General features: G+C 69.8%; 19 protein-coding genes. 14 read left to right on the forward strand and 5 right to left on the reverse strand.

What is annotated here, in order from left to right; translation table 11 throughout:
* Nucleotides 1-13 precede the first annotated feature (13 nt).
* Nucleotides 14-529, reverse strand: coding sequence for a winged helix DNA-binding protein (locus tag PO78_RS05225; protein WP_043742534.1), 516 nt, complete (start codon nucleotides 527-529; stop codon nucleotides 14-16).
* Nucleotides 530-710: 181 nt separating this feature from the next.
* On the opposite strand from PO78_RS05225, the gene PO78_RS05230 reads away from it, so the two are divergent.
* The 3 genes from PO78_RS05230 to PO78_RS05240 are packed head-to-tail and all read left to right on the forward strand — an operon-like array spanning nucleotide 711 to nucleotide 3,585.
* Complete coding sequence (locus PO78_RS05230) at nucleotides 711-1,700, forward strand: TRAP transporter substrate-binding protein (RefSeq protein ID WP_043742537.1); 990 nt, start codon at nucleotides 711-713, stop codon at nucleotides 1,698-1,700.
* Nucleotides 1,701-1,755: 55 nt separating this feature from the next.
* Nucleotides 1,756-2,274 carry a TRAP transporter small permease gene (locus tag PO78_RS05235; RefSeq protein WP_004309483.1) on the forward strand — a complete coding sequence of 173 codons (519 nt, stop codon included), beginning with the start codon at nucleotides 1,756-1,758 and terminating at the stop codon, nucleotides 2,272-2,274.
* Nucleotides 2,275-2,286: 12 nt separating this feature from the next.
* A complete protein-coding gene (locus PO78_RS05240) occupies nucleotides 2,287-3,585 on the forward strand; it encodes a TRAP transporter large permease (RefSeq protein WP_004309484.1) in 1,299 nt (432 codons plus the stop codon).
* A 28-nt stretch (nucleotides 3,586-3,613) separates the two neighbouring features.
* Here PO78_RS05240 and PO78_RS05245 read toward each other — a convergent pair whose 3' ends face one another.
* The gene (locus tag PO78_RS05245) at nucleotides 3,614-4,576 is read right to left on the reverse strand and encodes a LysR substrate-binding domain-containing protein (RefSeq protein WP_043742539.1); all 963 of its coding nucleotides are present in this window, start codon (nucleotides 4,574-4,576) and stop codon (nucleotides 3,614-3,616) included.
* 142 nt (nucleotides 4,577-4,718) lie between these two features.
* Here PO78_RS05245 and PO78_RS05250 point away from each other — a divergent pair, with 142 nt between their 5' ends.
* The 4 genes from PO78_RS05250 to tdh all read left to right on the forward strand — a co-directional run bounded on the left by PO78_RS05250 (nucleotide 4,719) and on the right by tdh (nucleotide 9,952).
* Nucleotides 4,719-6,098 carry an L-serine ammonia-lyase gene (locus tag PO78_RS05250; protein ID WP_004309487.1) on the forward strand — a complete coding sequence of 460 codons (1,380 nt, stop codon included), beginning with the start codon at nucleotides 4,719-4,721 and terminating at the stop codon, nucleotides 6,096-6,098.
* A gap of 134 nt (nucleotides 6,099-6,232) precedes the next feature.
* Nucleotides 6,233-7,471, forward strand: a complete 1,239-nt coding sequence (sstT, locus tag PO78_RS05255; RefSeq protein WP_004309489.1) for a serine/threonine transporter SstT — start codon at nucleotides 6,233-6,235, stop codon at nucleotides 7,469-7,471.
* Nucleotides 7,472-7,624: 153 nt separating this feature from the next.
* Nucleotides 7,625-8,881, forward strand: a complete 1,257-nt coding sequence (locus PO78_RS05260) for a glycine C-acetyltransferase (protein ID WP_043742543.1) — start codon at nucleotides 7,625-7,627, stop codon at nucleotides 8,879-8,881.
* 33 nt (nucleotides 8,882-8,914) lie between these two features.
* A complete protein-coding gene (gene tdh, locus PO78_RS05265; protein WP_004309492.1) occupies nucleotides 8,915-9,952 on the forward strand; it encodes an L-threonine 3-dehydrogenase in 1,038 nt (345 codons plus the stop codon).
* A 99-nt stretch (nucleotides 9,953-10,051) separates the two neighbouring features.
* On the opposite strand, the gene PO78_RS05270 is transcribed toward tdh, so the two are convergent.
* Nucleotides 10,052-11,587, reverse strand: a complete 1,536-nt coding sequence (locus PO78_RS05270; protein ID WP_012584492.1) for a cryptochrome/photolyase family protein — start codon at nucleotides 11,585-11,587, stop codon at nucleotides 10,052-10,054.
* Between the two features lie 215 nt (nucleotides 11,588-11,802).
* Here PO78_RS05270 and PO78_RS05275 point away from each other — a divergent pair, with 215 nt between their 5' ends.
* Entirely contained in the window at nucleotides 11,803-14,247 is a 2,445-nt protein-coding gene (locus PO78_RS05275; RefSeq protein ID WP_004309497.1) for a sensor domain-containing protein, read from the forward strand.
* On the opposite strand, the gene PO78_RS05280 is transcribed toward PO78_RS05275, so the two are convergent.
* Nucleotides 14,248-15,633 carry a fused MFS/spermidine synthase gene (locus PO78_RS05280; protein ID WP_231570626.1) on the reverse strand — a complete coding sequence of 462 codons (1,386 nt, stop codon included), beginning with the start codon at nucleotides 15,631-15,633 and terminating at the stop codon, nucleotides 14,248-14,250.
* Between the two features lie 218 nt (nucleotides 15,634-15,851).
* Between PO78_RS05280 and PO78_RS05285 the strand changes: the two genes are divergently transcribed.
* The 6 genes from PO78_RS05285 to PO78_RS05310 all read left to right on the forward strand — a co-directional run bounded on the left by PO78_RS05285 (nucleotide 15,852) and on the right by PO78_RS05310 (nucleotide 22,160).
* Nucleotides 15,852-16,085 carry a hypothetical protein gene (locus tag PO78_RS05285; protein ID WP_004309500.1) on the forward strand — a complete coding sequence of 78 codons (234 nt, stop codon included), beginning with the start codon at nucleotides 15,852-15,854 and terminating at the stop codon, nucleotides 16,083-16,085.
* A 192-nt stretch (nucleotides 16,086-16,277) separates the two neighbouring features.
* Entirely contained in the window at nucleotides 16,278-17,291 is a 1,014-nt protein-coding gene (locus PO78_RS05290) for an extracellular catalytic domain type 1 short-chain-length polyhydroxyalkanoate depolymerase (protein ID WP_043742751.1), read from the forward strand.
* Nucleotides 17,292-18,424: 1,133 nt separating this feature from the next.
* A complete protein-coding gene (gene modA, locus PO78_RS05295) occupies nucleotides 18,425-19,225 on the forward strand; it encodes a molybdate ABC transporter substrate-binding protein (protein ID WP_043742547.1) in 801 nt (266 codons plus the stop codon).
* 292 nt (nucleotides 19,226-19,517) lie between these two features.
* Nucleotides 19,518-20,207, forward strand: coding sequence for a molybdate ABC transporter permease subunit (modB, locus tag PO78_RS05300; RefSeq protein WP_043742550.1), 690 nt, complete (start codon nucleotides 19,518-19,520; stop codon nucleotides 20,205-20,207).
* Nucleotides 20,207-21,409, forward strand: coding sequence for a molybdenum ABC transporter ATP-binding protein (gene modC, locus PO78_RS05305; RefSeq protein ID WP_197068736.1), 1,203 nt, complete (start codon nucleotides 20,207-20,209; stop codon nucleotides 21,407-21,409). Before modB ends, modC begins: the two co-directional genes overlap by 1 nt.
* Before the next feature lie 76 nt (nucleotides 21,410-21,485).
* Nucleotides 21,486-22,160 (forward strand): glutathione S-transferase family protein, encoded by a 675-nt coding sequence (locus PO78_RS05310; protein WP_043742755.1) that lies wholly within the window; start codon nucleotides 21,486-21,488, stop codon nucleotides 22,158-22,160.
* Nucleotides 22,161-22,167: 7 nt separating this feature from the next.
* Here the strand turns inward: PO78_RS05310 and PO78_RS05315 are convergent, their stop codons facing one another.
* A complete protein-coding gene (locus PO78_RS05315) occupies nucleotides 22,168-23,109 on the reverse strand; it encodes an AEC family transporter (protein ID WP_043742552.1) in 942 nt (313 codons plus the stop codon).
* Between the last annotated feature and the right edge of the window lie 35 nt (nucleotides 23,110-23,144).

A 23,144-nucleotide genomic window follows, 5' to 3' on the forward strand; every position in this document is an offset into this window, starting at 1 on the left:
ATGTGCAGCGGATTTACAGCGATGAAGTGGAGGCCGCGCGCGCGGCCTGGTCGTAGCGGCCGGACAGGGTGCGCAGCAGGCGGGCGAGTTCGCCGATCTGGGCGTTGTCCTCGGGGCTGCCGGTGAAGCCGGGCATCAGGCAGGCCTCGCGTACGTCGCGGTACGCCAGGCAGATCTCGCGGCCCCGCTCGGTGACGGAGAAGAACGCCTCCTTGCCCTTCTTGACGCTCTGCACCAGGCCGAGGCCGGCGAGCTTGCGCAGCGAGTAGGAGACGACGTGGGTGTCCTCGACGTTGAGCACGAAGCAGATGTCCGCAAGGCGCTTCTCGGAGTCGCGGTGCGACACGTGGTGCAGCACCAGCACGTCGATCGGCGTCATGTCCTTGACGCCGGCGGTGGTCATGCAGCGCATCATCCAGCGTGCGAAGGCATGCCAGGCGATGATGAGACCGAACTCCATCTCGGAGAGTTCGGGCGATTTCGGCGAGATCAGGTGCTGGGAGGACACGATGCGGGTGGCTTCTCTCATGGCTGCCTCCAGTGTGGAAGACAAGGTTTTGCAGAGGTTTTGCAAAAAAAACGTGTACGTTTTGTTGACAAGATACCCACAAAATCTCTATTGTGCAATAACGGTGACTTATCGAAGACCCGTCGCCGCCCGCCAATCCGCGTTCCGGGCTTCTCGCCCTCCTCTATCAGGAGTAATCGCCATGCGCTTCCCGCGTCCCCTCGTCAAGGTGATCGCCACTTCGCTCGTCGGTCTGGGCCTGGCCGCTGCCGCCCACGCCCAGACCGCGTGGGACATGCCCACGCCCTATCCGGCCAGCAACTTCCACACCGAGAACATCCAGCAGTTCGCCAAGGAGGTCGACGAGGCCACCGGCGGCAAGCTCAAGATCACCGTCCATGCCAACGGCTCGCTGTTCAAGGCCAACGAGATCAAGCGTGCCGTGCAGTCCGGGCAGGCGCAGATCGGCGAGCTGATCATCTCGGGCCTCGCCAACGAGGATGCGCTCTACGCGCTCGACACCGTGCCCTTCCTCGCCACCGGCTACGCCGACTCGAAGAAATTGTGGCAGGCCTCCAAGACGGCGGTGGAGGCGCGCCTGGCCAAGAACGGTCTCAAGATCCTCTATTCGGTGGCCTGGCCGCCCCAGGGTCTGTACTCCATGACCGAGCTCAAGACCATCGGCGACCTCAAGGGCATGAAGATCCGCTCCTACAGCCCGACGGTGGCGCGCATGATCGAGCTGATGGGGGGGCAGCCGGTGACCGTGCAGGCCGCCGACCTCACCCAGGCGCTGTCGACCGGCGTGGTGTCGGCCAACCTGACCTCCTCGGCCACCGGCTACGACACCAAGAGCTGGGAGCAGCTCAGCCACTACTACGACATCCAGGCCTGGCTGCCGAAGAACATCGTGTTCGTGTCGAAGAAGGCCTTCGACGCCCTCGATCAGCCCGCGCGCGACGCGCTGCTGAAGGCCGCCGCCGCCGCCGAGGAACGCGGCTGGAAGGTATCGGAGGAGAAGACGGCCTATTACATCGAGCAACTCAAGAGCCACGGCATGAAGGTGCAGCCGGCCCCCGCGGCGCTGCAGGCCGAGCTGCTCAAGGTCGGCGAGAGGATGACTGCCGAGTGGGTCGAGAAGGCCGGCCCGGATGGCCAGGCCATCCTCGACGCCTATCGCAAGCTCAAGTAATCGGCCGATGCACCGGCCCCGCCGTGGCGGGGCCTTCTTGTTCAGGAGATCGCCCATGAGAGCGTTCCTCGATTCCTTGTACCGCCTGTCCGGGGCGCTCGCCGCGGTCGGCATGGTGGCCACGCTGGTGCTGGTCGCGACCGGCGTCTTCACGCGCCCGCTCGGCATCTACCTGCCCGGCACCGACGACTACGCCGGCTACGCGATGGCGGCCTGCGGCTTCCTCGCGCTGGCCTACACCTTCAAGCACGGCGAGCACATCCGCGTGAGTCTGGTGCTCGAGCGCGTCGGCCCGCGCCTGCGCGCGGCGCTGGAGTGGTTCTCGCTCGCCGCGGGCACCGCGGTGGCGGCGATGCTGGCCTTCTACGCCGTGCGCATGGTGCTGCAGTCGCACGAATTCGAGGAGATCTCGCAGGGCGTGGACGCCACGCCACTGTGGATTCCGCAACTGTCGATGGCCTTCGGCTCGGTCGTGCTGCTGATCGCGCTGATCGACGACTTGGTGATGACCACCCTGGGGCGCGCACCGGCGCGACTCGCCACCCACAGCGGCGAAGCCGCGCGCATGGAATAAGAGGAGCGCGCCATGGAAGTCATGATTGCGGCCGTACTGATCGGCCTGATGCTGGCGCTGCTCGCCGGCGGCGTATGGATCGGCCTTGCGCTGATGGCGATCGGCATCCTCGGCATGCTCGGCTTCACGCCGCGCGCGCCGGGCGACGGCATGGCGGTGGCGATCTGGAGCCACGGTTCGAGCTGGACCCTGACCGCGCTGCCGCTGTTCCTGTGGATGGGCGAGATCCTCTTCCGCACCAAGCTGTCGGAAGACATGTTCAAGGGCCTGTCGCCCTGGCTGGAACGCCTGCCGGGCCGCCTGCTCCACACCAACATCATCGGCTGCACCTTGTTCGCCGCGGTGTCGGGCTCGTCGGCGGCGACCTGCGCCACCATCGGCAAGATCGCGCTGCCCGAGCTGCAGCGCCGCGGCTACCCCGAGTCGATGGCGCTGGGCACCCTGGCCGGTGCCGGCACGCTGGGCCTGCTGATCCCGCCCTCGATCATCATGATCGTGTACGGCGTGGCGGCGGACGTGTCGATCTCCAAGCTCTTCATCGGTGGTGTGCTGCCCGGCATCCTGCTGGCGAGCCTGTTCATGGGTTGGGTGGTGGTGTGGTCGCTGATGAACCCGGGCAAGATCCCCGCCGCCGACCTCAAGACCGACTTCATGGGCAAGCTGCGCGCCTCGAAGAACCTGATCCCGGTGATCCTGCTGATCGGCGGCGTGCTCGGCTCGATCTACAGCGGCATCGCCACCGCGACCGAGGCCGCCGCGATCGGCGTGATCGGCAGCCTGATCATCGCCGCCAGCCAGCGCACGCTCAATCGCAAGAGCTTCTTCGGTGCGCTGATGGGCGCCACCCGGCTGTACTGCATGATCGCGCTGATCCTCGCCGGCTCGGCCTTCCTGACCCTCGCGATGGGCTACATCGGCCTGCCCCGCCATCTCGCCGAGTGGATCGGCGGGCTCGGCCTCACCCCGGGCATGCTGCTGGTGGCGCTGGCGATCTTCTACATCCTGCTCGGCTGCTTCCTCGACGGCATTTCGATCGTGGTGCTGACGATGGCGGTGCTGATGCCGACGATCCAGGCCGCGGGCATCGATCCGCTGTGGTTCGGCATCTTCGTGGTGGTGGTGGTGGAGATGGCGCAGGTCACCCCGCCGGTCGGCTTCAACCTCTTCGTGCTGCAGGGCCTCACCGGGCGCGACATGACGGTGATCGCGCGCTACGCGCTGCCCTACTTCCTGCTGATGGTGCTGGCGGTGGTGCTGCTGTACACCTTCCCCGGCCTGGTGACCTGGCTGCCCGGGCACATGATCGGGTGACGGGCTCCGCGCCCGCGGCCGCTGGCGTTCAGTCGCCGGGCGCGGGCGCCGTATCTGCGCAAGGGCCGGCGGCGAGTTCCGCCGCACGCGCCTCGGCCGCCAGCCAGTCGTGCACCGTGGCCACGCGCGGATCGGCGAGCGCCCCGGCGGAATGGATCACGCAGTAGCGCTTGCCGGTGCGCACCGACTGCGCGAAGGGCGCCACCAGGCGGCCGCTGTCGAGCTCGTCGGTGATCAGGGTGCGGCGCGCGATCGCCACCCCCATGCCGGCGATCGCGCACTGCATGGTGATGTGGTTGCGGTTGAACATGTAGCCGCGCCGTACCTCCACCTGGGGTGCGCCGATGGCCTTCAGGTAGCGCTCCCACTCGGCGTAGGGCGGGCTCCCGCGCCAGGCGGTCATGTCGTGCAGCAGCGGGTAGTGGCGCAGGTCCTCGGCGCCGAGCAGCGGTGGACGGCCTTCGAGCAGGCGTGGCGAGCACACCGGGAAGATCTCCTCTTCCAGCAGCACGGTGCTCTGGAAGCCGGGGTAGCTGCCGTCGTTGAGGTCGATCGCGAGGTCGAACTCGCCGTCGCGCAGCGAGTACGTGCTGTCCTCGGCCTCGACCTGCAGCTCGATCTGCGGAAAGCGCGCCATCAGGCGCGGCAGACGCGGGACCAGCCAGGTGGCGAGGAAGGAGGGCAGGGTGCGCACCCGTACCACGCCGCTGAGCGCGCCGCCACGCAGGCGGCCGATGGCGAGCTCGACCGCGGCGTAGGCCGGATCGACCGCGGCGAGCAGGCGCTTGCCCGCGTCGGTGAGCTCCAGCCGGCGGGGCAGGCGGCGGAACAGGCGCTGGGCGAGCCAGTCCTCGAGCAGCTTGATCTGCTGGCTCACCGCGCCGGTGGTGATGTTGAGCTCCTCGCCGGCGCGGGTGAAGGACAGGTGACGCGCGACGGCGAGGAAGACGCGTAGCCGGGTATGGATCTGGGAGGGTGCGCTCGTAGCCATGGTTTAGTTTTGCTAAAGAAAAGATCAATAACTATCGATTGAGCACCCGCCCATCCAGCTGGAGAATGCCGCTCATGCACTGATAAGTATTTTCGTGCTTAGCAGAATTAAATCAACAAGCCGTTTCCCCTCGGAGTCTCCCATGTCCATCAGCGTACTCGACCTGTTCAAGATCGGCGTCGGTCCGTCCAGCTCGCACACGGTCGGGCCGATGCGGGCCGCGCACGATTTCGTCGCCGAGCTGCAGCGCCGCGGCCTGCTCGACCAGGTGCGCCGCATCGAGGCGAAGCTCTACGGCTCGCTGTCGGCGACCGGCGTTGGCCACGGCACCGACCGCGCGGTGGTGGCCGGCCTGATGGGCGCGCGCCCGGACGAGGTTGATCCCGACTTCCTGGTGGGCGCGGTCGATGCGGTGCGCATCGATGCCAGCCTGCCGCTAGGCGGCACGACGGCGGTGCCCTTCGAGTGGACGCGCGACCTGCGCCTGCTGCCGGTGAGCCTGCCCTACCATCCCAACGCGATGCGCCTGGCCGCGCACGGCGAGGCTGGCGTGCTGTACGAGAACACCTACTACTCGGTGGGTGGCGGCTTCGTGGTCGACGAGGCGCAGGCGCAGTCGGGCGCGCCGGCCGAGGCCGCGGTCGCCGTGCCCTATCCCTTCGACACCGGCGCAGAGCTGCTCGCCCAGTGCCGCCGCCACGGCCTGCGCATCAGCGAGCTGATGCTGGCCAACGAGTCGGCCTGGCGCAGCGAGGCGGAGACGCGCGCCGCGCTGCTGCGCATCTGGGACGTGATGCGCGCCTGCGTGACGCGCGGCGTGGGCCACGAGGGCGTGCTGCCCGGCGGGCTCAACGTGCGCCGGCGCGCGCCGGGGCTGTATCGCAAGCTCAGCGAGCAGGCGAGCGGGCGCAACATGATCAGCGACTCGATGAGCGCGCTCGACTGGGTCAACCTCTACGCGCTCGCGGTCAATGAAGAGAACGCCGGCGGCGGCCGCGTCGTCACGGCGCCCACCAATGGTGCGGCCGGTATCATCCCGGCGGTGATGCACTACTACATGAAGTTCATGCCCGGCAGCGACGAGCGCGACGTGGAGAACTTCCTCCTCGCCGCCGCCGCGGTCGGCGTGCTGTGCAAGAAGAACGCCTCCATCTCCGGCGCCGAGGTCGGCTGCCAGGGCGAGGTCGGCTCGGCCTGCGCGATGGCCGCCGCGGGCCTGGCCGAAGTGCTCGGCGGCACGCCCGAGCAGGTCGAGAACGCCGCCGAGATCGGCCTCGAGCACAACCTCGGCCTGACCTGCGACCCGGTCGGCGGCCTGGTGCAGGTGCCCTGCATCGAGCGCAACGCGATGGCCTCGATCAAGGCCATCAACGCCGCCCAGCTCGCCCTGCGCGGCGACGGCGCGCACACGGTCTCGCTCGACCAGGTGATCCGGACCATGCGCGACACGGGCCGCGACATGCTCGACAAGTACAAGGAGACCTCCCGCGGCGGCCTCGCCGTCAGCTTTCCGGAGTGCTGAGCGCCGCCACACCGGATCTCCAGCCGAATGTCCACCCGTTCCACCCCCGACCCGGCACAGCCCATCCCGCACGTGCCCGGGTCCAGCCTCACCCGGCTTCCCTAACCACAACGTCATCCACGAGGAGACACTCAATGACCACCGCAAACCCCACGGCTCTGCAGCGCGTGATGCGCATGAGCCTCATCTCCCAGATCGCCATCGGTCTGGTCCTCGGCATCGCACTGGCGCTGATCGCGCCGGGCGCCACCAAGTCGGTCGCGCTGCTCGGCGACCTCTTCATCGCCGCGCTGAAGGCGGTCGCGCCGATCCTGGTCTTCGTGCTGGTGGCGGCGGCGATCGCCAACCACAGGCACGGCCAGCCGACGCACATGCGCCCGATCCTCGTCCTCTACCTGCTCGGCACCTTCGCCGCCGCGGTGGTGGCGGTGATCGCCAGCTTCGCCTTCCCGACCACGCTGGTGCTCGACACCGCGGCCGCGACCGGCAACCCGCCGGGCGGCATCCTCGGGGTGCTCAAGAACCTGCTGCTGAGCGTCGTCTCCAATCCGGTGCGCGCGCTCATGGAAGCCAATTTCATCGGCATCCTGGCGTGGGCGATCGGCCTCGGCGTCGCGCTGCGCCATGCCGCGGAGAGCACCCGCAAGATGGTCAATGACGTCGCGGATGCGGTGTCCTCGATCGTGCAGGTGGTGATCCGCTTCGCCCCGCTCGGCATCTTCGGCCTGGTCGCCGCCACCATGGGCGAGTCCGGCTTCGACGCGCTGCTCGGCTACGGCAAGCTGCTGATGGTGATCGTGGGCTGCATGGTCTTCGTCGCCCTGGTGGTCAACCCGCTGTTCGTGTTCTGGAAGCTGCGCACCAACCCCTATCCGCTGGTGTTCACCTGCCTGCGCGAGAGCGGCGTCACCGCCTTCTTCACCCGCAGCTCGGCCGCCAACATCCCCATCAACCTCGAGCTGTGCAAGCGCATGGGCCTGCACGAGGACACCTATTCGATCTCGATCCCGCTCGGCGCCACGATCAACATGGCTGGCGCGGCGATCACGATCTCGGTGATGGCGCTCGCCGCGGCGCACACCCTCGGCATCGCGACCGACTTCCCGACCGCGCTGCTGCTGTGCCTGGTGTCCGCGCTCGCCGCATGCGGCGCCTCGGGCGTGGCGGGGGGCTCGCTGCTGCTGATCCCGATGGCCACCAGCCTGCTGGGCGTCCAGGCCGACGTGGCGATGCAGGTGGTGGCGATCGGCTTCGTCATCAGCGTGGTGCAGGACTCGTGCGAGACCGCGCTGAACTCCTCGACCGACGTCCTCTTCACCGCCGCCGCCTGCGCGGCGGAGAGCGGCGAGCCGCTCCAGCTGGATCGCACCTGATTCCGGCATGACCGTGCGCCTGCGCCACGGCGCAGGTGTCCGTGCGGCGGCCGTCGCGGCCTCCGCGCGTGGCGGGGCTCCGGCCCCGCGCCTTCCCTGAATCAAGCCCTGCCCGGGGGGCTTCCAATCCCCGGGCACTGCAACGGAGTCGTCATGAACAAGAATCCCGCAACTGCCGTCGAACAGAGCGGCAAGCCCCAATCCCCGGCGCGCGAGCGCTTCCTCGCCCACCTGCACGGTGTCGTCGATCAGATCCGCGCCGACGGCTTCTACAAGGCCGAGCGCGTCATCGACAGCCCTCAGGGTGCCCAGGTCCACCTCGGCACCGGTGCGGATGTCCTCAACTTCTGCGCCAACAACTACCTCGGGCTCGCCAACGACCCGCGCCTGGTCAAGGCCGCCCAGGACGGCCTGGCCGAGGACGGCTTCGGCATGGCGTCGGTGCGCTTCATCTGCGGCACGCAGTCGGTGCACAAGCAGCTCGAGGCGAGCATCTCGAAGTTTCTCGGCACCGAGGACACCATCCTGTACGGCAGCTGCTTCGACGCCAACGGCGGCCTGTTCGAGACCCTGCTCACCGAAGAGGACGCGGTCATCTCCGACGAGCTCAACCACGCCTCCATCATCGACGGCGTGCGCCTGTGCAAGGCCAGGCGCTACCGCTACCGCAACAACGACATGGCCGACCTCGAGGCGCAGCTGCAGGCCGCGGACGCCGCCGGCGTGCGCTTCAAGCTGATCGCCACCGACGGCGTGTTCTCCATGGACGGCGTGATCGCCGACCTGAAGTCGGTCTGCGACCTGGCCGACAAATATGGCGCGCTGGTGATGGTCGACGACTCCCATGCCGTCGGCTTCGTCGGCACGCACGGCCGTGGAACGGCGGAATACTGCGGCGTGGAAGGCCGCGTGGACATCATCACCGGCACGCTCGGCAAGGCGCTGGGGGGCTCCTCGGGAGGCTATACCTCGGGGCACAAGGAGATCATCGAACTGCTGCGCCAGCGCTCGCGGCCCTATCTGTTCTCCAACACGCTCGCGCCCTCCATCGCCGCGGCCTCGATCAAGGTGATGGAGCTGCTCGCGAGTGACGAAGGTCTTGAACTGTGCCGTCGCGTCAAGGAAAACGGCGAACATTTCCGCCGCGAGATGACCAGGCTCGGCTTCACGCTGGCGGGCAAGGATCACCCCATCGTCCCGGTCATGCTCGGCGATGCGCAACTGGCCGGTCGCATGGCCGAAGAGCTGCTGAAGGAAGGCATCTACGTGATCGGCTTCTCCTTCCCGGTCGTGCCCAAGGGCAAGGCCCGCATCCGCACGCAGATGAGCGCCGCGCACACCACGGCGCAGATCGACCGCGCGGTGGCGGCCTTTGCCAAGGTGGGCAAGGCACTCGGCGCGATTGCGTGAGCACGACCACTGATATCGATTGAGAGGAATCCCATGAAGGCCTTGGCCAAATTGACCCCGTCGGTGGGGCTCACGCTGACCAGCGTGGAAAAGCCGGAAGTCGGACCCAACGACGTCCTCATCAAGATCAAGAAGACCGCGATCTGCGGCACGGACATCCATATCTGGAAGTGGGACGAGTGGGCGCAGAAGACCATTCCCGTCCCCATGCACGTCGGCCACGAGTACGTCGGCGTGATCGCCGAGATGGGCCAGGAGGTGCGCGGCTTCAAGATCGGCGACCGCGTGTCGGGCGAGGGGCACATCACCTGCGGTTTCTGCCGCAACTGCCGCGCCGGCCGTCGCCACCTCTGCCGCAACACCGTGGGCGTCGGCGTGAACCGCGCGGGCGCGTTCGCCGAGTACCTGGCGATCCCGGCGGTCAATGCGTTCAAGATCCCCGACGACATCTCCGACGACCTCGCGGCGATCTTCGACCCCTTCGGCAACGCCACCCATACCGCGCTGTCCTTCAACCTGGTCGGCGAGGACGTGCTCATCACCGGCGCCGGCCCGATCGGCATCATGGCGGTGGCGATCGCGCGTCACGTCGGCGCGCGCCATGTCGTCATCACGGACGTCAACGATCACCGCCTGGAGCTCGCCCGCAAGATGGGCGCGACGCGCGCGGTGAATGTGAGCCGCGAGAACCTCGCCGACGTGAAGACCGAGTTGCACATGGTCGAAGGCTTCGACGTCGGCCTCGAGATGTCGGGCGTGCCGTCGGCGTTCACCTCGATGCTCGAGCACATGAACCACGGCGGCAAGATCGCGCTGCTGGGCATTCCGCCGTCCAACACCGCGATCGACTGGAACCAGGTCATCTTCAAGGGCCTGGAGATCAAGGGCATCTACGGCCGCGAGATGTTCGAGACCTGGTACAAGATGGTCGCCATGCTGCAGAGCGGGCTGGACCTGAGCCCGATCATCACCCACCACTACCCGGTCGAGGAGTTCAAGACCGGCTTCGAGACCATGCTCTCGGGCAACAGCGGCAAGGTGATCCTGGACTGGGAAGCGCTGGCCGCCTGATCCTTGTGCTGTGGCAAACAGGACAGAGCCCGCGCAGGCCCGGGCTCTGTCCGTTGGCGGGCCCGCGCAGGCCCGGGCTCTGTCCGTTGGCGGGCCCGCTCAGAGTTCGTCCAGCCGCGCCAGCCAGTGCGCGGCCTGCGCCAGCGTGGCGGCGCGCTCGCCCGCGTCCATCTTCGCCCACGCCTTGTACGGCATCGCCATGCGCGGGTTGCGTGCGAAGCGCGCCTCGTGGCGCAGCAGGAAATCCCAGTACAGGCTGTTGAAGGGGCAGGCCGGCTTGCCGCTGGCGCCGTGGCGGCGCCTGGGGTCGTAGGCGCAGCCCTTGCAATAGTCCGACTGCTTGCCGATGTAGCTCGCCGCGCCGGCGTAGGGCTTGCTCGCGATCACGCCGCCGTCGGCGAACTGGCTCATGCCGCGGGTGTTGGGCATCTCCACCCACTCGAAGGCGTCGATGTAGATGCCCAGGTACCAGGCGTCCACCGCGTCCGGGTCGCAGCCCGCCAGCAGCGCGAAGTTGCCGGTGATCATCAGGCGCTGGATGTGGTGGGCGTAGGCGGTGTCGAGCGATTGCGCGATGGCGTGGCGCAGGCAGGCCATCTTCGTGTCGCCGCTCCAGTACCACTCCGGCAGCGGGCGCCGGGCGTCGAGCGCATTGGCCTGCGCATAGCCCGGCATGCGCGCCCAATACACGCCGCGCACGAACTCCCTCCAGCCCAGGATCTGGCGCACGAACCCCTCGCAGCTCGCCAGCTCCACCTTGCCCGCCTGCCAGGCGGCGAGCGCGGCGTCGATGACCTCGCGCGGGTGCAGCAGCTTGACGTTGAGCGCGAACGACAGCCCGGAGTGGAACAGCGTGGTCGAGCGCGTGCTCATCGCGTCCTGGTAGGGGCCGAACCAGGGCAGGGCGTGCTCGATGAAGTGCGCCAGCCCGGCACGCGCCTCGCGCCGGGTGATCGGCCAGCGCAGCTGGTCGGCATGGGGCGCACCGATGGTTCGCACGCCCGCCGCGACGATCTCGTCCCACAGCGCGCAGAGGTCGTGGCCGCGCCAGGGCCATGCCGGCGCGGGCGGGTCGCCCGGCCATTTCTCGCGGTTCTGCGCGTCGAAGTTCCACACCCCGCCCACGGGGACGTCGTCGGCGTCGACCAGGATGCGGTGGCGGCGGCGCAGGTCGCGGTAGAAGAACTCCATGCGCGGCACCTTGGCGGCAAAGCGCTGCGCGAGTTCGGCACGCTCGGCGAGGAAGTGCTCGCTGCCGACCACCGCCTGCGGCAGGCCGAGCGTCTGCGCGGCCTCGTCCAGCAGGCGCTCCACCCGCCACTCGTCGGCCTCCATGCGCTCGAAGCGGGTCGCGCCGCACTCGGCCGCCACCTGCGCCAGGTTGGCGGCGAAGGACTGGCGGTTGTCGGCGTCGCCGATCTTCAGGTAGCGCACGCGATGACCGGCGGCCTGCAGCGCGGCGGCGAAGGCGCGCATCGCGGCGAAGATCGCCAGCACCTTCTGCGCATGGTGGCGGACGTAGTCGGTCTCGCTGCGCACCTCCATCATGAGGTACAGCGCGTCGGCGCGCGGGGCGCGGAACCAGGAGTGGGCGGCGTGGAGCTGGTCGCCGAGGATCAGGCGGAGAGTGGTCATCGTGACGAAGGGCGGGCGAGCTTGTGGTGTCGGCGTGCGTCGGTTCGGCGCGCCGTCATTCTAGGGCGAGGGGCCGCGACCGTGCCCGCTGCCCTGCCCGCGGGGGAAGTCCGTATGCATTTTGTGGTTGCAGTCGGTGCGCTTGATCCGGACACTGTTGTGCCCGAGTCGGGCTGCTCGACCGGCCGCGATCATCAAGGACAACAGGGCTGCACATGAACGACGACAACGCTCGCCTGAGGGCGGCCATCGACACGCTGCGCGTCCCGATCTACATGAAGGATGCGGACGGGCGCTATGTCTACGCCAACGATCTCGCGTGCTCGCTGCTGAAACGCTCGCGTGACGATGTCGTCGGCCGCTGCGACCAGGATCTTTTTCCGCCGGATCAGGCCGAGGTCCTGCGCCGCAACGACCTGCAGGTCATCGCGACCGCCAGGGCGGTGGTCATCGAGGAATATCTGAGCTTTCCCGACGCGCCCGTGCCGCGCTGCTGCATGAACATCAAGCAGCCGGTCGTCGACGCCGGCGGCCGCCCGGTCGGCGTGATCGGCCTTGCCATCGACATCGAGGCGCGCAAGCAGCAGGAGCGGGAGCTGGTCGGCCTCAAGAACGACTATGCCGCGATCCTCCAGGCCCTGCCCGATCCCTTGTTCGAGTTCGACATCGAAGGCCGCTGCCACGGCTACCGCACTCCCGACGAGGATCTGCTCGCCGCGCCGCCCGAAGTGTTCCTGGGGCGCACCGTGCGCGAGGTGCTGCCGCCGGAAGAGGCCGAGGTCTGTCTCGAGGCCCTGCGCGAGGCGGCGGCGAAGGGGCGCTCCACGGGCAAGGTGTTCAAGGTGGAGGCGCCCCAGGGCACGCGCTGGTTCGAGCTCTCGGTGGCGCCGATGGCCAGCGCGGCGGGCCGGACGCAGCGCTTCAACGTGCTTTCGCGCGAGGTGACCGCCCGCGAGCGCATGGAGCGCGCGCTGCAGGAGCAGGAGTCGCTGCTGCGCGCCGTGGTGGACAACACCCCGGTGGAATACTGGGCGCGCGACCTCGACGGGCGCTGCACCCTGCAGAACGCGATGACGGTGGCGCACTGGGGCGACCTGCTCGGCCAGCGTCCGGAAGAGAGCGCGAAGGAACCCGCGGCACGGACCGAGTGGCTGGAGACCAACCGCCGTGCCTACGCCGGCGAGACCGTCCATCGCGAGGTCGAGTACGAGGTCGACGGCGAGACGCGCATCTTCCAGTGCCTGGTCGCGCCGATCCGCGTGGGCGGCGAGGTGGTGGGCATCTTCGGTTTCAACCAGGACATCACCGAGCGCAAGCGCCAGGAGCACCAGATCCACGAGCTCGCCTTCTTCGATCCGCTGACCCGGCTGCCCAACCGGCGTCTGATGTTCGACCGCCTGGAGCGGGCCTTGGGCAGCAGTGCGCGTCGCCGGCACCAGGGCGCGCTGCTGCTGATCGACCTCGACCACTTCAAGGAGCTCAACGATTCCCACGGCCACGAGGCCGGAGACCAGCTGCTGATGAAGGTCGCCGCGCGCCTCGGGCTGAGCATCCGCGAGGGCGACACGGCCGCGCGCCTGGGGGGCGACGAGTTCGTGGTGATCCTGGAGGACCTCGAGGACGTCGCCGACGAGCTCCTGCACATCAAGGCGGTCGCGGACCGCATCGGCCGGGAGCTCGGCCGACCCTTCCAGCTGCAGCGCGGCACGGCGGGCGAGACGATCTCCTACCAGTGCTCGGCCAGCATCGGCATCAGCGCCTTCGGCGAACCGGGCGTCGGCGCGGCCGAGCTGCTGCGTCGTGCCGATACCGCGCTCTACCAGGCCAAGGCCGCGGGGCGCAACGCGGTCAGCTTCTTCGACCCGATCATGCAGGCCGCGGTCACCGCGCGCGCGCGCCTGCATTCCGACCTGCGCCAGGCGATCCGCGGAGGCCAGTTCGAGCTGCATTACCAGGTCCAGGTGGATGCGCAGCGACGGCCCGCGGGCGCCGAGGCGCTGGTGCGCTGGCGTCATCCCGAGAAGGGGCTGATCCACCCGGGCGGATTCATCGACCTCGCCGAGGAAACCGGGCTGATCGTGCCGCTCGGCCACTGGGTGCTGGCGACGGGGTGCCGGCAGCTCGCGCTGTGGGCCCGCCACCCCGCGACCGCGCACCTGCGGCTTGCGGTCAACGTGAGCGCGCGTCAGTTCCGTCAGCCGTCCTTCGCCGACGAGGTGCGTGCGCTGCTCGAACAGACCGGCGCGCCGGCGGACCGCCTCAAGCTCGAGCTGACCGAGAGCAGCCTGATCGAGGACACCGAGGCGGTGATCGAGCGCATGGAGACGCTGCGTGCGCTCGGCATCCGTTTCGCGCTCGACGACTTCGGCACCGGTTACTCCTCGCTCGCCTATCTCAAGCGCCTGCCGCTGGCGCAGTTGAAGATCGACCAGTCTTTCGTGCGCGACCTGATGTCCGATCCCAACGATGCCAGCATCGTGCGCACCATCCTCGCCCTCGGCGACAGCCTCGGCCTCGCCGTGATCGCCGAAGGGGTCGAGACCGAGGCGCAGTATGCCTTCCTGGCGGCGCACGGCTGCCGCGCCTACCAGGGCTACCTGTTCGGGCAGCCGGTCGCGCTGGACGTGTTCGAGGCCGGGCTGGCGGCGTCGGACGGCTGATCAGCTGCCGCGCAGCACGTCGAGGTCGGCGCGGTTGCGCTCGTCGGTGTAGGGCAGGGCGGGTTCCTGCGCCGCGTGCGCCGTGGACGGGGCGGAGCAGATCACCAGCACGTTGCCCTGCGGGCGGTCGCGGAACAGCACCTCGACCGCGCACGCGCCGTACTCGGCCTGGATGCTCGCCAGCAGGCTGCGCGCGTAGGGGCTGGCGAGCTCGCGGTCGAGGATCAGGTTGGCGGCGAGGACGCCGCCCGGCTTCAGCACGGCACGGGTGGCGCGCCAGAACTCGCGCGTGACCAGGTGGGCGGGGATGCTGGTGAGCGCGCTGTAGACGTCGACCACCACCGCGTCGTGGCGCGCGGCGGTCTCGCGCAGGTGGGCACGCGCGTCGGCGGCGACGAACTCGCCGCGCACCGGCTCGCGCAGGAAGTCGCGCTCGGCGATCTCCTTCACCGCGGGGTCGATATCGACATAGACGTAACGATTGAGCGGCTCGCGGTGCGAGAGCGTGAAGCCGCCGGCGCCCAGCACCAGCACGCTGCGCCCGCGGAAGCCGAGCTCGTCGAGCAGCAGGTCGCGCAGGCGGCGGATGTAGCGCGCGTAGCGCGGCGGCTCGCCGGCGTCGAGGATGGAGGCCGGCGAGTTGTTGATGCGCAGGACCTCGGGTGCCACGTAGCCGGGGATCGCCACCGCCTCGACGCGGTAGGTGGCGTAGGCGGTCTCGATCTGCTGCGGCAGCACCAGGTTGGCCACCAGCGCCATGCCCGCGATCGCGAGCGCCGCCGCGGCCGACGGCAGGCGCGCACCAGCCGCGCGGCCGAGCGCCGGTACCGCTGTGAGCAACAGGCCGGCGCACACCAGCACCGCCGCGCCCACGCCCAGCCACTGCATCACCCCCATCGACAGCGTCAGCGCGCCCAGGAAGGAGCCCAGCGTTGACCAGTACAGCGCCGCCCCGCTGCGCGCGCCGACGCGCTCGTGGCGCAGCAGGTTGGTGAGGATGGGCACGGTCTGGCCGAGCAGCCAGGCCACCGGGCACAGCACGCCGCACACCACCACCGCCCAGGCCACCGGTGCCGGCTGCAGCCGGGCGAAGGCCAGCTCCACCACCGGACCCGCCAGCCCGAGCGCGATCAGCGCCGCGGCGAGCAGGAAGTTGCGCCGCACGCGCGCGAGGTAGTCGCCAGCCACCTGCCCGCCGGCCTGGTAGCCGAGCGCCAGCGCGAGCAGGAAGAAGGCGATCGTCGGCGCGGTGACCGTGATCGCGCTGCCCACGTGCGGCACCAGCCGGCGCAGCGCGAGGATCTCGGCGCCGAGCGAGACGAAGCCCTCGACGAAGACGAGCAGGAAGAGCAGGGCGGGCGACAGCGACAGGGCGGGGGAGGGCACGGCGGGCGCCGTCCCGGGGCTGCCGGAGACCGGAGCGTGCATCGCGGAGGTCCTCGCGTGGTGAAGGGGGCGCCTTGGAGGCGACCGATTATCCGGCGCGTTGCCGCCGTAGGCCAGCACGCCTGTGCGCAGTGTTGCGCTGCGCTCCCCCGGCCGATGCCGGCAAGGCCGGAATCGGCTACCCTGCCGCCTGTCTCCTTGTCCCGCCCCGTCTACCCATGGCCCAGCCCACCCTCAAGCAGCGCAAGACCTTCGCCCTCATCCGCATCTTCGGCGGCATGGTCGCCGCGCTCTACCTGAGCTTCGTCGTCGTCACCAACATGCTCGCCGGCCATGCGCTTGAAGGCGAGCTGCTTTATTCCGCCCTGGTCGCGCTCGCCGGCTACGGCTACGCGGCCTGGTACCTGCGCGAGCTCGCCGCGGTGGCGCGCGAGGAGCGCGGCGGCCGATGAGGGCGGCGCGAACGGACCTCGCCGCGGCTGGGTCCGCCAATCCGCTGTCGGCCAACTCGCCCTCCGCTGCACGAACGCGCAACGCGGCGCCCTGCGACGATCGTCTGGCGTGAGCAGGTCTGCACGGCTGCCCGAAGGCTGGCGCTCTCCTCTCTCGGGGAGGGGGTGGCGCAGCGACAGGAGGGTAGTGTGGTGAGCCGCCGCGTCCGCCCTTCGCCCCTGTTGCGTGCCATCGAGCGCGCCACCACCGCGATGACCCGGCGCGCGCTCCGCGCCGGCGCGGATGCCGCCGGCAAGGCCGCAGCGCGCGGGGTCGAGGCGATGTCCGCGCCCTACCGCCTGCCGGTGTCGGCCGGCGACTGGATCACCGGACAGGCGATCGGGCCGGCGGGCCTGCGCCGCTTCCGGCTTTTTCGTCCGGCAGGCGTGCGCAGCAGCGAACGCCTGCCGCTGCTGGTGATGCTGCACGGCTGCGGCCAGAACGCCGCGGCCTTCGCGCGCAGCACGCGCATGGACCGGCTCGCCGCGCGCGAGCGCTTCCTGGTGCTCTACCCGGAGCAGGACCTGGCCGCCAACCCGCAGGGCTGCTGGAACTGGTACGACACGCGCAGCCATCGCGCCGAGGCCGAGGCGGCGACCCTGATCGCGGCGATCGACCAGGCCTGCCTGCTCTACCCGGTCGACCGCGAGGCGGTGGCAGTGGCCGGCCTGTCGGCGGGGGCGAGCATGGCGGGCCTGCTCGCGGTGCGCTGGCCGGAGCGCTTCTGCGCGGTCGCGATGCACGCCGGCGTCGCCCCGGGCGCGGCGCGCTCGGCGGCCGGGGCGCTGGCAGCGATGCGCGGCCGCAGCCTGCCCTCGATCGCGGTCGAGCGCGGGAACCGACCGCCGCTGCTGGTGATCCACGGCAGCGACGACCACGTGGTGTCGGTACGCAACGCCCACGCCGCTGCCGAGCAGTGGGCCGCCGCGCTCGGCGTGCGCGCCGCCGATCCCCGCCGGGTGCAACGCGGGGCGCGCCGCGCGATGATGGTGACCGACTGGCGCGCGCGCCGCCGGGTATGCGTCCGCCTGTGCGAGGTCGAGCGCCTCGGCCATGCCTGGAGCGGCGGCGCCGCCGGCGAGCACTTCAGCGACCCGCAGGGGCCGGATGCATCGACGCTGATCTGGCGCTTCGTGCAGGGGAGCCTGCTTGGGCGTGAGGCGTGAGGCGTGAGGCGTGAGGCGTGAGGCGTGAGGCGCCCGCGAAGAGCGGCGACGAGGATTCTCGTAGGAGCGACGCGAGTCGCGATTGCAGCGGCGAAGCGAGCGCAAGCGCATGACGGCGCCGCCCGCTCGCGACTTGCGTCGCTCCCACGAAAGCCGCCGCGGCTGCGTGAATTCCCGTCTCGTACGATCGAGCTGCACTGTAGGAGCGACGCGAGTCGCGATTGCAGCGGCGAAGCGAGCGCAAGCGCATGACGGCGCCGCCCGCTCGCGACTTGCGTCGCTCCCACGAAAGCCGCCGCGGCTGCGTGAATTCCCGTCTCGTACGATCGAGCTGCACTGTAGGAGCGACGCGAGTCGCGATTGCAGCGGCGAAGCGAGCGCAAGCGCATGACGGCGCCGCCCGCTCGCGACTTGCGTCGCTCCCACGAAAGCCGCCGCGGCTGCGTGAATTCCCGTCTCGTACGATCGAGCTGCACTGTAGGAGCGACGCGAGTCGCGATTGCAGCGGCGAAGCGAGCGCAAGCGCATGACGGCGCCGCCCGCTCGCGACTTGCGTCGCTCCCACGAAAACCGCCGCGGCTGCGTGAATTCCCGTCTCGTACGATCGAGCTGCACTGTAGGAGCGACGCGAGTCGCGATTGCAGCGGCGAAGCGAACGCAAGCGCATGACGGCGCCGCCCGCTCGCGACTTGCGTCGCTCCGACGAAAACCGCCGCGGCTGTGTGAATTCCCGTCTCGTACGATCGAGCTGCACTGTAGGAGCGACGCAAGTCGCGATTGCAGCGGCGAAGCGAACGCAAACGCATGACGGCGCCGCCCGCTCGCGACTTGCGTCGCTCCGACGAAAGCCGCCGCGGCTGCGTGAATTCCCGTCTCGTACGATCGAGCTGCACTGTAGGAGCGACGCAAGTCGCGATTGCAGCGGCGAAGCGAGCGCAAGCGCATGACGGCGCCGCCCGCTCGCGACTTGCGTCGCTCCCACAAAAACCGCCGCGTCTCCAGCCTCCGGTGTGCCGGGGGGCTTGCAGGCGCGACGCAAGTCGCGGTCTCATGTGGCCGCGGTGCCGGCCTGCCGTGTCGGCTGTGCTGGCGTAACGCTGCAGGCCAAGTGCTCAACTGGAGGAGAACGATCGATGTGCCTGTCCAACTTGCCCCTGCGCCGTCGTGTGCTGGGCGCCCTGCTCGCCCTGGCCGCAGGCGTATTCGGACCCCACGCCGCGGCGGGCGAGCGCATCACGGTGGCGGCGGCCTCCGACCTCAAGTTCGCGCTCGACGAGATCGTGGCCGAGTTCGGCCGCACGCATCCGGGCGACACTGTCGAAGTCGTCTACGGCTCCTCGGGCAAGTTCGCCACGCAGATCCGCCAGGGCGCGCCCTTCGATCTCTATTTCTCCGCCGACATCACCTACCCGCGCACGCTCGAGGCCGAGGGCCTCGCCCACGGCACGACCCGGCCCTACGCGCTCGGTCGCATCGTGCTGTGGAGCGCGACGCGCGACGCGCGCATGCTCGAACTGAAGGATCTCGCTGACCCGGCGATCGGCCGCATCGCCATCGCCAACCCGCGCCACGCCCCCTACGGCAAGCGCGCCGAGGAGGCCTTGCGCGCCGCCGGCGTGTGGGAAGCGGTGCAGCCGAGGCTGGTGCAGGGCGAGAACATCGCCCAGACCGCGCAGTTCGTGCAGACCGGCAACGCCGCGGTGGGCATCATCGCGCTGTCGCTGGCGCTCAACCCGGTGCTGGCTGCGCAGGGGGGCTACACGCTGATCGACGCCGGCCTGCACGAGCCGCTGGAGCAGGGCTTCATGCTCACCCGCGCTGCCGCCGGCAAGCCGCTCGCCACGGCTTTTGCCGAGTTCATCGGCAGCGAGTCGGCGCGCGCGGTGCTGCGGCGCTATGGCTTCGAGCTGCCGGCCGTGTCCGCGGGGCGGTGAGCGGGGGCTGCGGAGCGGCGCTGCCGGATCGCGACTTGCGTCGCTCCCACGAAAACCGTCGCGCCTCGGGACGCATGGGATCGCGACTTGCGTCGCTCCCACCAAAACCGTCGCGTCTCGGGACGCATGGGATCGCGACTTGCGTCGCTCCCACGAAAGCCGTCGCGTCTCGGGACGCGTGGGATCGCGATTTGCGTCGCGCCTACACGAGTGCTCTCCGGCGCGGCACAATGGGGCCCGCCGCCGCATGGGCGCGCCGTCCTGACGATCCTGCCCCCTTCATTCGCCCTCCATGCCGAACCTGACCGGCGCCGACTGGTCCGCCATCCGCCTCACCCTCGAGCTCGCCGCGGTCAGCACCATGCTGCTGCTGCTGCTCGGCACGCCGCTGGCGTGGTGGCTGGCGTGCACCCGCTCGCGCTGGAAGGGCGTGGTCGGCGCGGTCGTGGCGCTGCCGCTGGTGCTGCCGCCGACGGTGATCGGCTTCTACCTGCTGGTGGCGATGGGCCCGAACGGGCCGCTCGGCCGGCTCACCGAGGCGCTCGGCCTCGGCCTCTTGCCGTTCAGTTTTTCAGGACTGGTGGTGGGCTCGGTGGTCTACTCGCTGCCCTTCGTCGTGCAGCCGCTCGCCAACGCCTTCGAGGCCATCGGCCGCCGCCCGCTGGAGGTCGCCGCCACGCTGCGCGCCGGGCCCTGGGACCGCTTCTTCAACGTCGCGCTGCCGCTGGCTCGGCCGGGCTTCGTCACCGCCACCATCCTCGGCTTCGCCCACACTGTGGGCGAGTTCGGCGTGGTGCTGATGATCGGCGGCAACCTCCCCGACAGGACGCGGGTGGTCTCGGTGGCGATCTACGACCACGTCGAGGCGCTGGAGTACGCCCAGGCGCACTGGCTGTCGGGCGGCATGCTGGCGTTCAGCTTCGTGGTGCTGCTGGTGCTCTATGGACGGCGGCGCGGCAATGCGGGTGGAGGGGTGGGCTGATGGCCGACCATCCGCTGGCAACCGCTGCAACCGCTGCAACCGCTGCAACCGGCGCAACCGGCGCAACCGGCGCAACCGGCGCAACCGGCGCAACCGGCGGCGCCCAAGGCGCGACCGCGCCGGCCGCCGGCATCGAGGCGCGCTTCGCGGTGGACTACGCCGGCTTCCGCCTCGACGTCGACCTGCGCCTGCCCGGGCGCGGCGTCACCGCGCTGTTCGGTCACTCCGGCTCGGGCAAGACCACGCTGTTGCGCTGCGTCGCCGGGCTGGAGCCGGCGGCGCGCGGCCGCCTGGTGGTCAACGGCGAAGGCTGGCAGGACGACGCGCACGGCATCCGGGTGCCCACTCACCGCCGCGAGCTCGGCTACGTCTTCCAGGAGACGAGCCTGTTCCCCCACCTGTCGGTGCGGCGCAACCTCGAGTTCGGCCTGCGTCGCATCCCGGCGGCGGCGCGCCGCGTGCAGCTCGACCAAGCGGTGGCCCTGCTCGGCATCGAGGCCTTGCTCGTACGCATGCCCGATCGCCTCTCCGGCGGCGAGCGCCAGCGCGTCGGCATGGCGCGCGCGCTGCTCACCAGCCCGCGCATCCTGCTCATGGACGAGCCGCTCGCCGCGCTCGACCACAAGCGCAAGCAGGAGATCCTGCCCTACCTCGAGCGCCTGCACGATGAACTCGACATCCCGGTGCTGTATGTCAGCCATTCGCCCGACGAGGTCGTGCGGCTTGCGGACCACGTGGTCATGCTCGGTGCGGGCAAGGTGATGGCCGCCGGCGAACTGCACGCCACCATGGCGCGGCTCGACCTGCCCACCGCCTTCACCGAGGATGCCGGGGTGGTGGTCGACGGCACGGTGGCCGAACATGACGACCACGACCACCTCACCCGGCTGGATTTCCCCGGCGGCGCGGTGTGGGTGCAGCGCCAGCCCGTGGCCCTCGGCCGCCGCCTGCGCTTCCGCATCCACGCCCGCGACGTCAGCCTCGCCGACCACAAGGTGGAGGGCACCAGCATCCAGAACCTGCTGCCGGCGACGGTGACCGAAGTGGTCGGCGCCGACTCGCCGGCCCATGTGCTGGTGGGGCTGGATGCAGGCGGCACGGCGCTGATCGCCCGCATCACCCGACGCGCCGCCGAGCAACTGGTGCTGCGCCCCGGGCGGCGGATGTGGGCGCAGATCAAGTCGGTGGCGCTGCTGGGGTAAGCTTTCGCCAGCGTTCAGCCTCCTCGCCCGTCCGCCGTGGTCGGCTTGCGCTGCAATGTTCCGGAGCGCAATGCCGATGACGATCACCCTCTATCACTGCATCAACGCACGATCCTTCCGCGCCTTATGGATGCTGGAAGAGCTCGGGCTGCCTTATGAGCTGAAGGTGCTGCCCTTTCCGCCCCGCAGCCGGGACGAGCAGTACCTCGCGGTGAATCCGCTCGGCACCATACCGGCCTTCCTGGAGGACGACGTGTGGATGAGCGAGTCGGCGGCGATCTGCCAGTACCTGGCGGTACGCCATTCCCCGCACGCGCTCGACGTCGGCGCAGACGAGGCCGACTTTGGCGCTTATCTCAACTTCCTGCATTTCGGCGAGGCGACGCTGACCTTTCCGCAGACGCTGATCCTGCGCTACGGCCGCTTCGAGCCGCCCGAGCGCCGCCTGCCGCAGGCGGCCGAGGACTACACGCGCTGGTTCCTGTCGCGCCTGCGCACGCTCGAACCGCGGCTCGAAAAGTCCGAGTTCCTGTGCGCGGGGCGCTTCACCGCGGCCGATGTCGCGGTCGGCTACGCGCTGATGCTGGCCGAGGACATCGGTCTGCAGGACCGCTTCAAGCCGGCGACCCTGGCCTACTGGCGGCGGCTGCAGGCGCGGCCGGGCTTTCTGAGTGCCTTGGCCGCACAGGCACGTGCGGCGCGCGAGCAGGGCGTATCGACCGAGTCGGTCGCGCGTTGGGACGGGCGCTGATTCGTGGTCATGCGGGCATTTGGGTGGCGAGCAGATGTAGGCAGACCGAGATCGTCACCACCGACCCCACCGTGGTGAGCAGGATCACGCGCGCGACCAGGGCGGCGTCGCGGCCGTAGTAGCTCGCCAGCATGAACGGGCCGGTGCCGGTCGGCAGTGCGCTCAGCAGCAGGGCCGCGCCTGCCCACAGCGCCGGCAGCTCGAACACGCGGAAGGCGAGAAAGGCGGTGATCGCAGGCTGCAACAGCAGCTTGGCGAGCACCAGCCCGGTTGCGCCGTCGTGCTGCCCCTCGTGCTTCTGGGCGAGGAAGAGGCCGATCGACACCAGCGCGCACGGCGTCGCCGCTGCGCCGAGCAGGGACAGGAAGCGCGCGGCGGAGGCGGGCAGCTCGGCACCGAAGGCCGCCCAGGTGCAGCCGAGCACCGGCGCGACCAGCAGCGGGTTGGCGGCGAGCGCACGCGCCACCTTAAGCAGCGCGCGCAGCGGATGCTTCTCCTTCTGCAGGCCGATCTCGACCAGCACGATGCCGACTGCGAACAGCAGGCAGGCCACGATCAGGGTGGCGACGATCGCCGGCATCAGCCCGGCGTCGCCGAACACCAGCGCGCACAGCGGGATGCCGAGAAAGCCGGTGTTGGCGTAGGCCGCGCTCAGGCCGTCGATGCTGGCGTCGACCAGCCGGCCCGACTTGCGCACGCGCAACGCCACCGTTGCCGCGAACACCAGCGCGCAGCCGGCACACACCGACGCGATGAAGCCCGGCTGCCAGAGCTGTTCCCAGCTCGCGGTGGCGGTTACATTGAACAGCAGCGCCGGCAGCGCCAGCCAGACCACGAAACGGCTGAGCTCGTTCGACGCCGTCTCGCCCAGGCGGCCGCTGCGCCGACAGACGTAGCCGGCCAGGATGAGGCCGAAGATGGGCAGGACGACGTTGACGATGGCGGACATGCGCGTGACTCCCGAGGTGTTGAGTCAAGCGTAAG

Origin of the sequence: Thauera sp. SWB20 (genome assembly GCF_000831325.1) — a bacterium.
GTDB lineage: Bacteria > Pseudomonadota > Gammaproteobacteria > Burkholderiales > Rhodocyclaceae > Thauera > Thauera aminoaromatica.

Excerpts from the sequence above, each read along its gene's own strand:
- PO78_RS05225 (WP_043742534.1), bottom strand. The coding sequence starts at position 529 with ATGAGAGAAGCCACCCGCATCGTGTCCTCCCAGCACCTGATCTCGCCG.
- PO78_RS05230 (WP_043742537.1), top strand. The coding sequence starts at position 711 with ATGCGCTTCCCGCGTCCCCTCGTCAAGGTGATCGCCACTTCGCTCGTC.
- PO78_RS05235 (WP_004309483.1), top strand. The coding sequence starts at position 1,756 with ATGAGAGCGTTCCTCGATTCCTTGTACCGCCTGTCCGGGGCGCTCGCC.
- PO78_RS05240 (WP_004309484.1), top strand. The coding sequence starts at position 2,287 with ATGGAAGTCATGATTGCGGCCGTACTGATCGGCCTGATGCTGGCGCTG.
- PO78_RS05245 (WP_043742539.1), bottom strand. The coding sequence starts at position 4,576 with ATGGCTACGAGCGCACCCTCCCAGATCCATACCCGGCTACGCGTCTTC.
- PO78_RS05250 (WP_004309487.1), top strand. The coding sequence starts at position 4,719 with ATGTCCATCAGCGTACTCGACCTGTTCAAGATCGGCGTCGGTCCGTCC.
- sstT (WP_004309489.1), top strand. The coding sequence starts at position 6,233 with ATGACCACCGCAAACCCCACGGCTCTGCAGCGCGTGATGCGCATGAGC.
- PO78_RS05260 (WP_043742543.1), top strand. The coding sequence starts at position 7,625 with ATGAACAAGAATCCCGCAACTGCCGTCGAACAGAGCGGCAAGCCCCAA.
- tdh (WP_004309492.1), top strand. The coding sequence starts at position 8,915 with ATGAAGGCCTTGGCCAAATTGACCCCGTCGGTGGGGCTCACGCTGACC.
- PO78_RS05270 (WP_012584492.1), bottom strand. The coding sequence starts at position 11,587 with ATGACCACTCTCCGCCTGATCCTCGGCGACCAGCTCCACGCCGCCCAC.
- PO78_RS05275 (WP_004309497.1), top strand. The coding sequence starts at position 11,803 with ATGAACGACGACAACGCTCGCCTGAGGGCGGCCATCGACACGCTGCGC.
- PO78_RS05285 (WP_004309500.1), top strand. The coding sequence starts at position 15,852 with ATGGCCCAGCCCACCCTCAAGCAGCGCAAGACCTTCGCCCTCATCCGC.
- modA (WP_043742547.1), top strand. The coding sequence starts at position 18,425 with ATGTGCCTGTCCAACTTGCCCCTGCGCCGTCGTGTGCTGGGCGCCCTG.
- modB (WP_043742550.1), top strand. The coding sequence starts at position 19,518 with ATGCCGAACCTGACCGGCGCCGACTGGTCCGCCATCCGCCTCACCCTC.
- modC (WP_197068736.1), top strand. The coding sequence starts at position 20,207 with ATGGCCGACCATCCGCTGGCAACCGCTGCAACCGCTGCAACCGCTGCA.
- PO78_RS05310 (WP_043742755.1), top strand. The coding sequence starts at position 21,486 with ATGACGATCACCCTCTATCACTGCATCAACGCACGATCCTTCCGCGCC.
- PO78_RS05315 (WP_043742552.1), bottom strand. The coding sequence starts at position 23,109 with ATGTCCGCCATCGTCAACGTCGTCCTGCCCATCTTCGGCCTCATCCTG.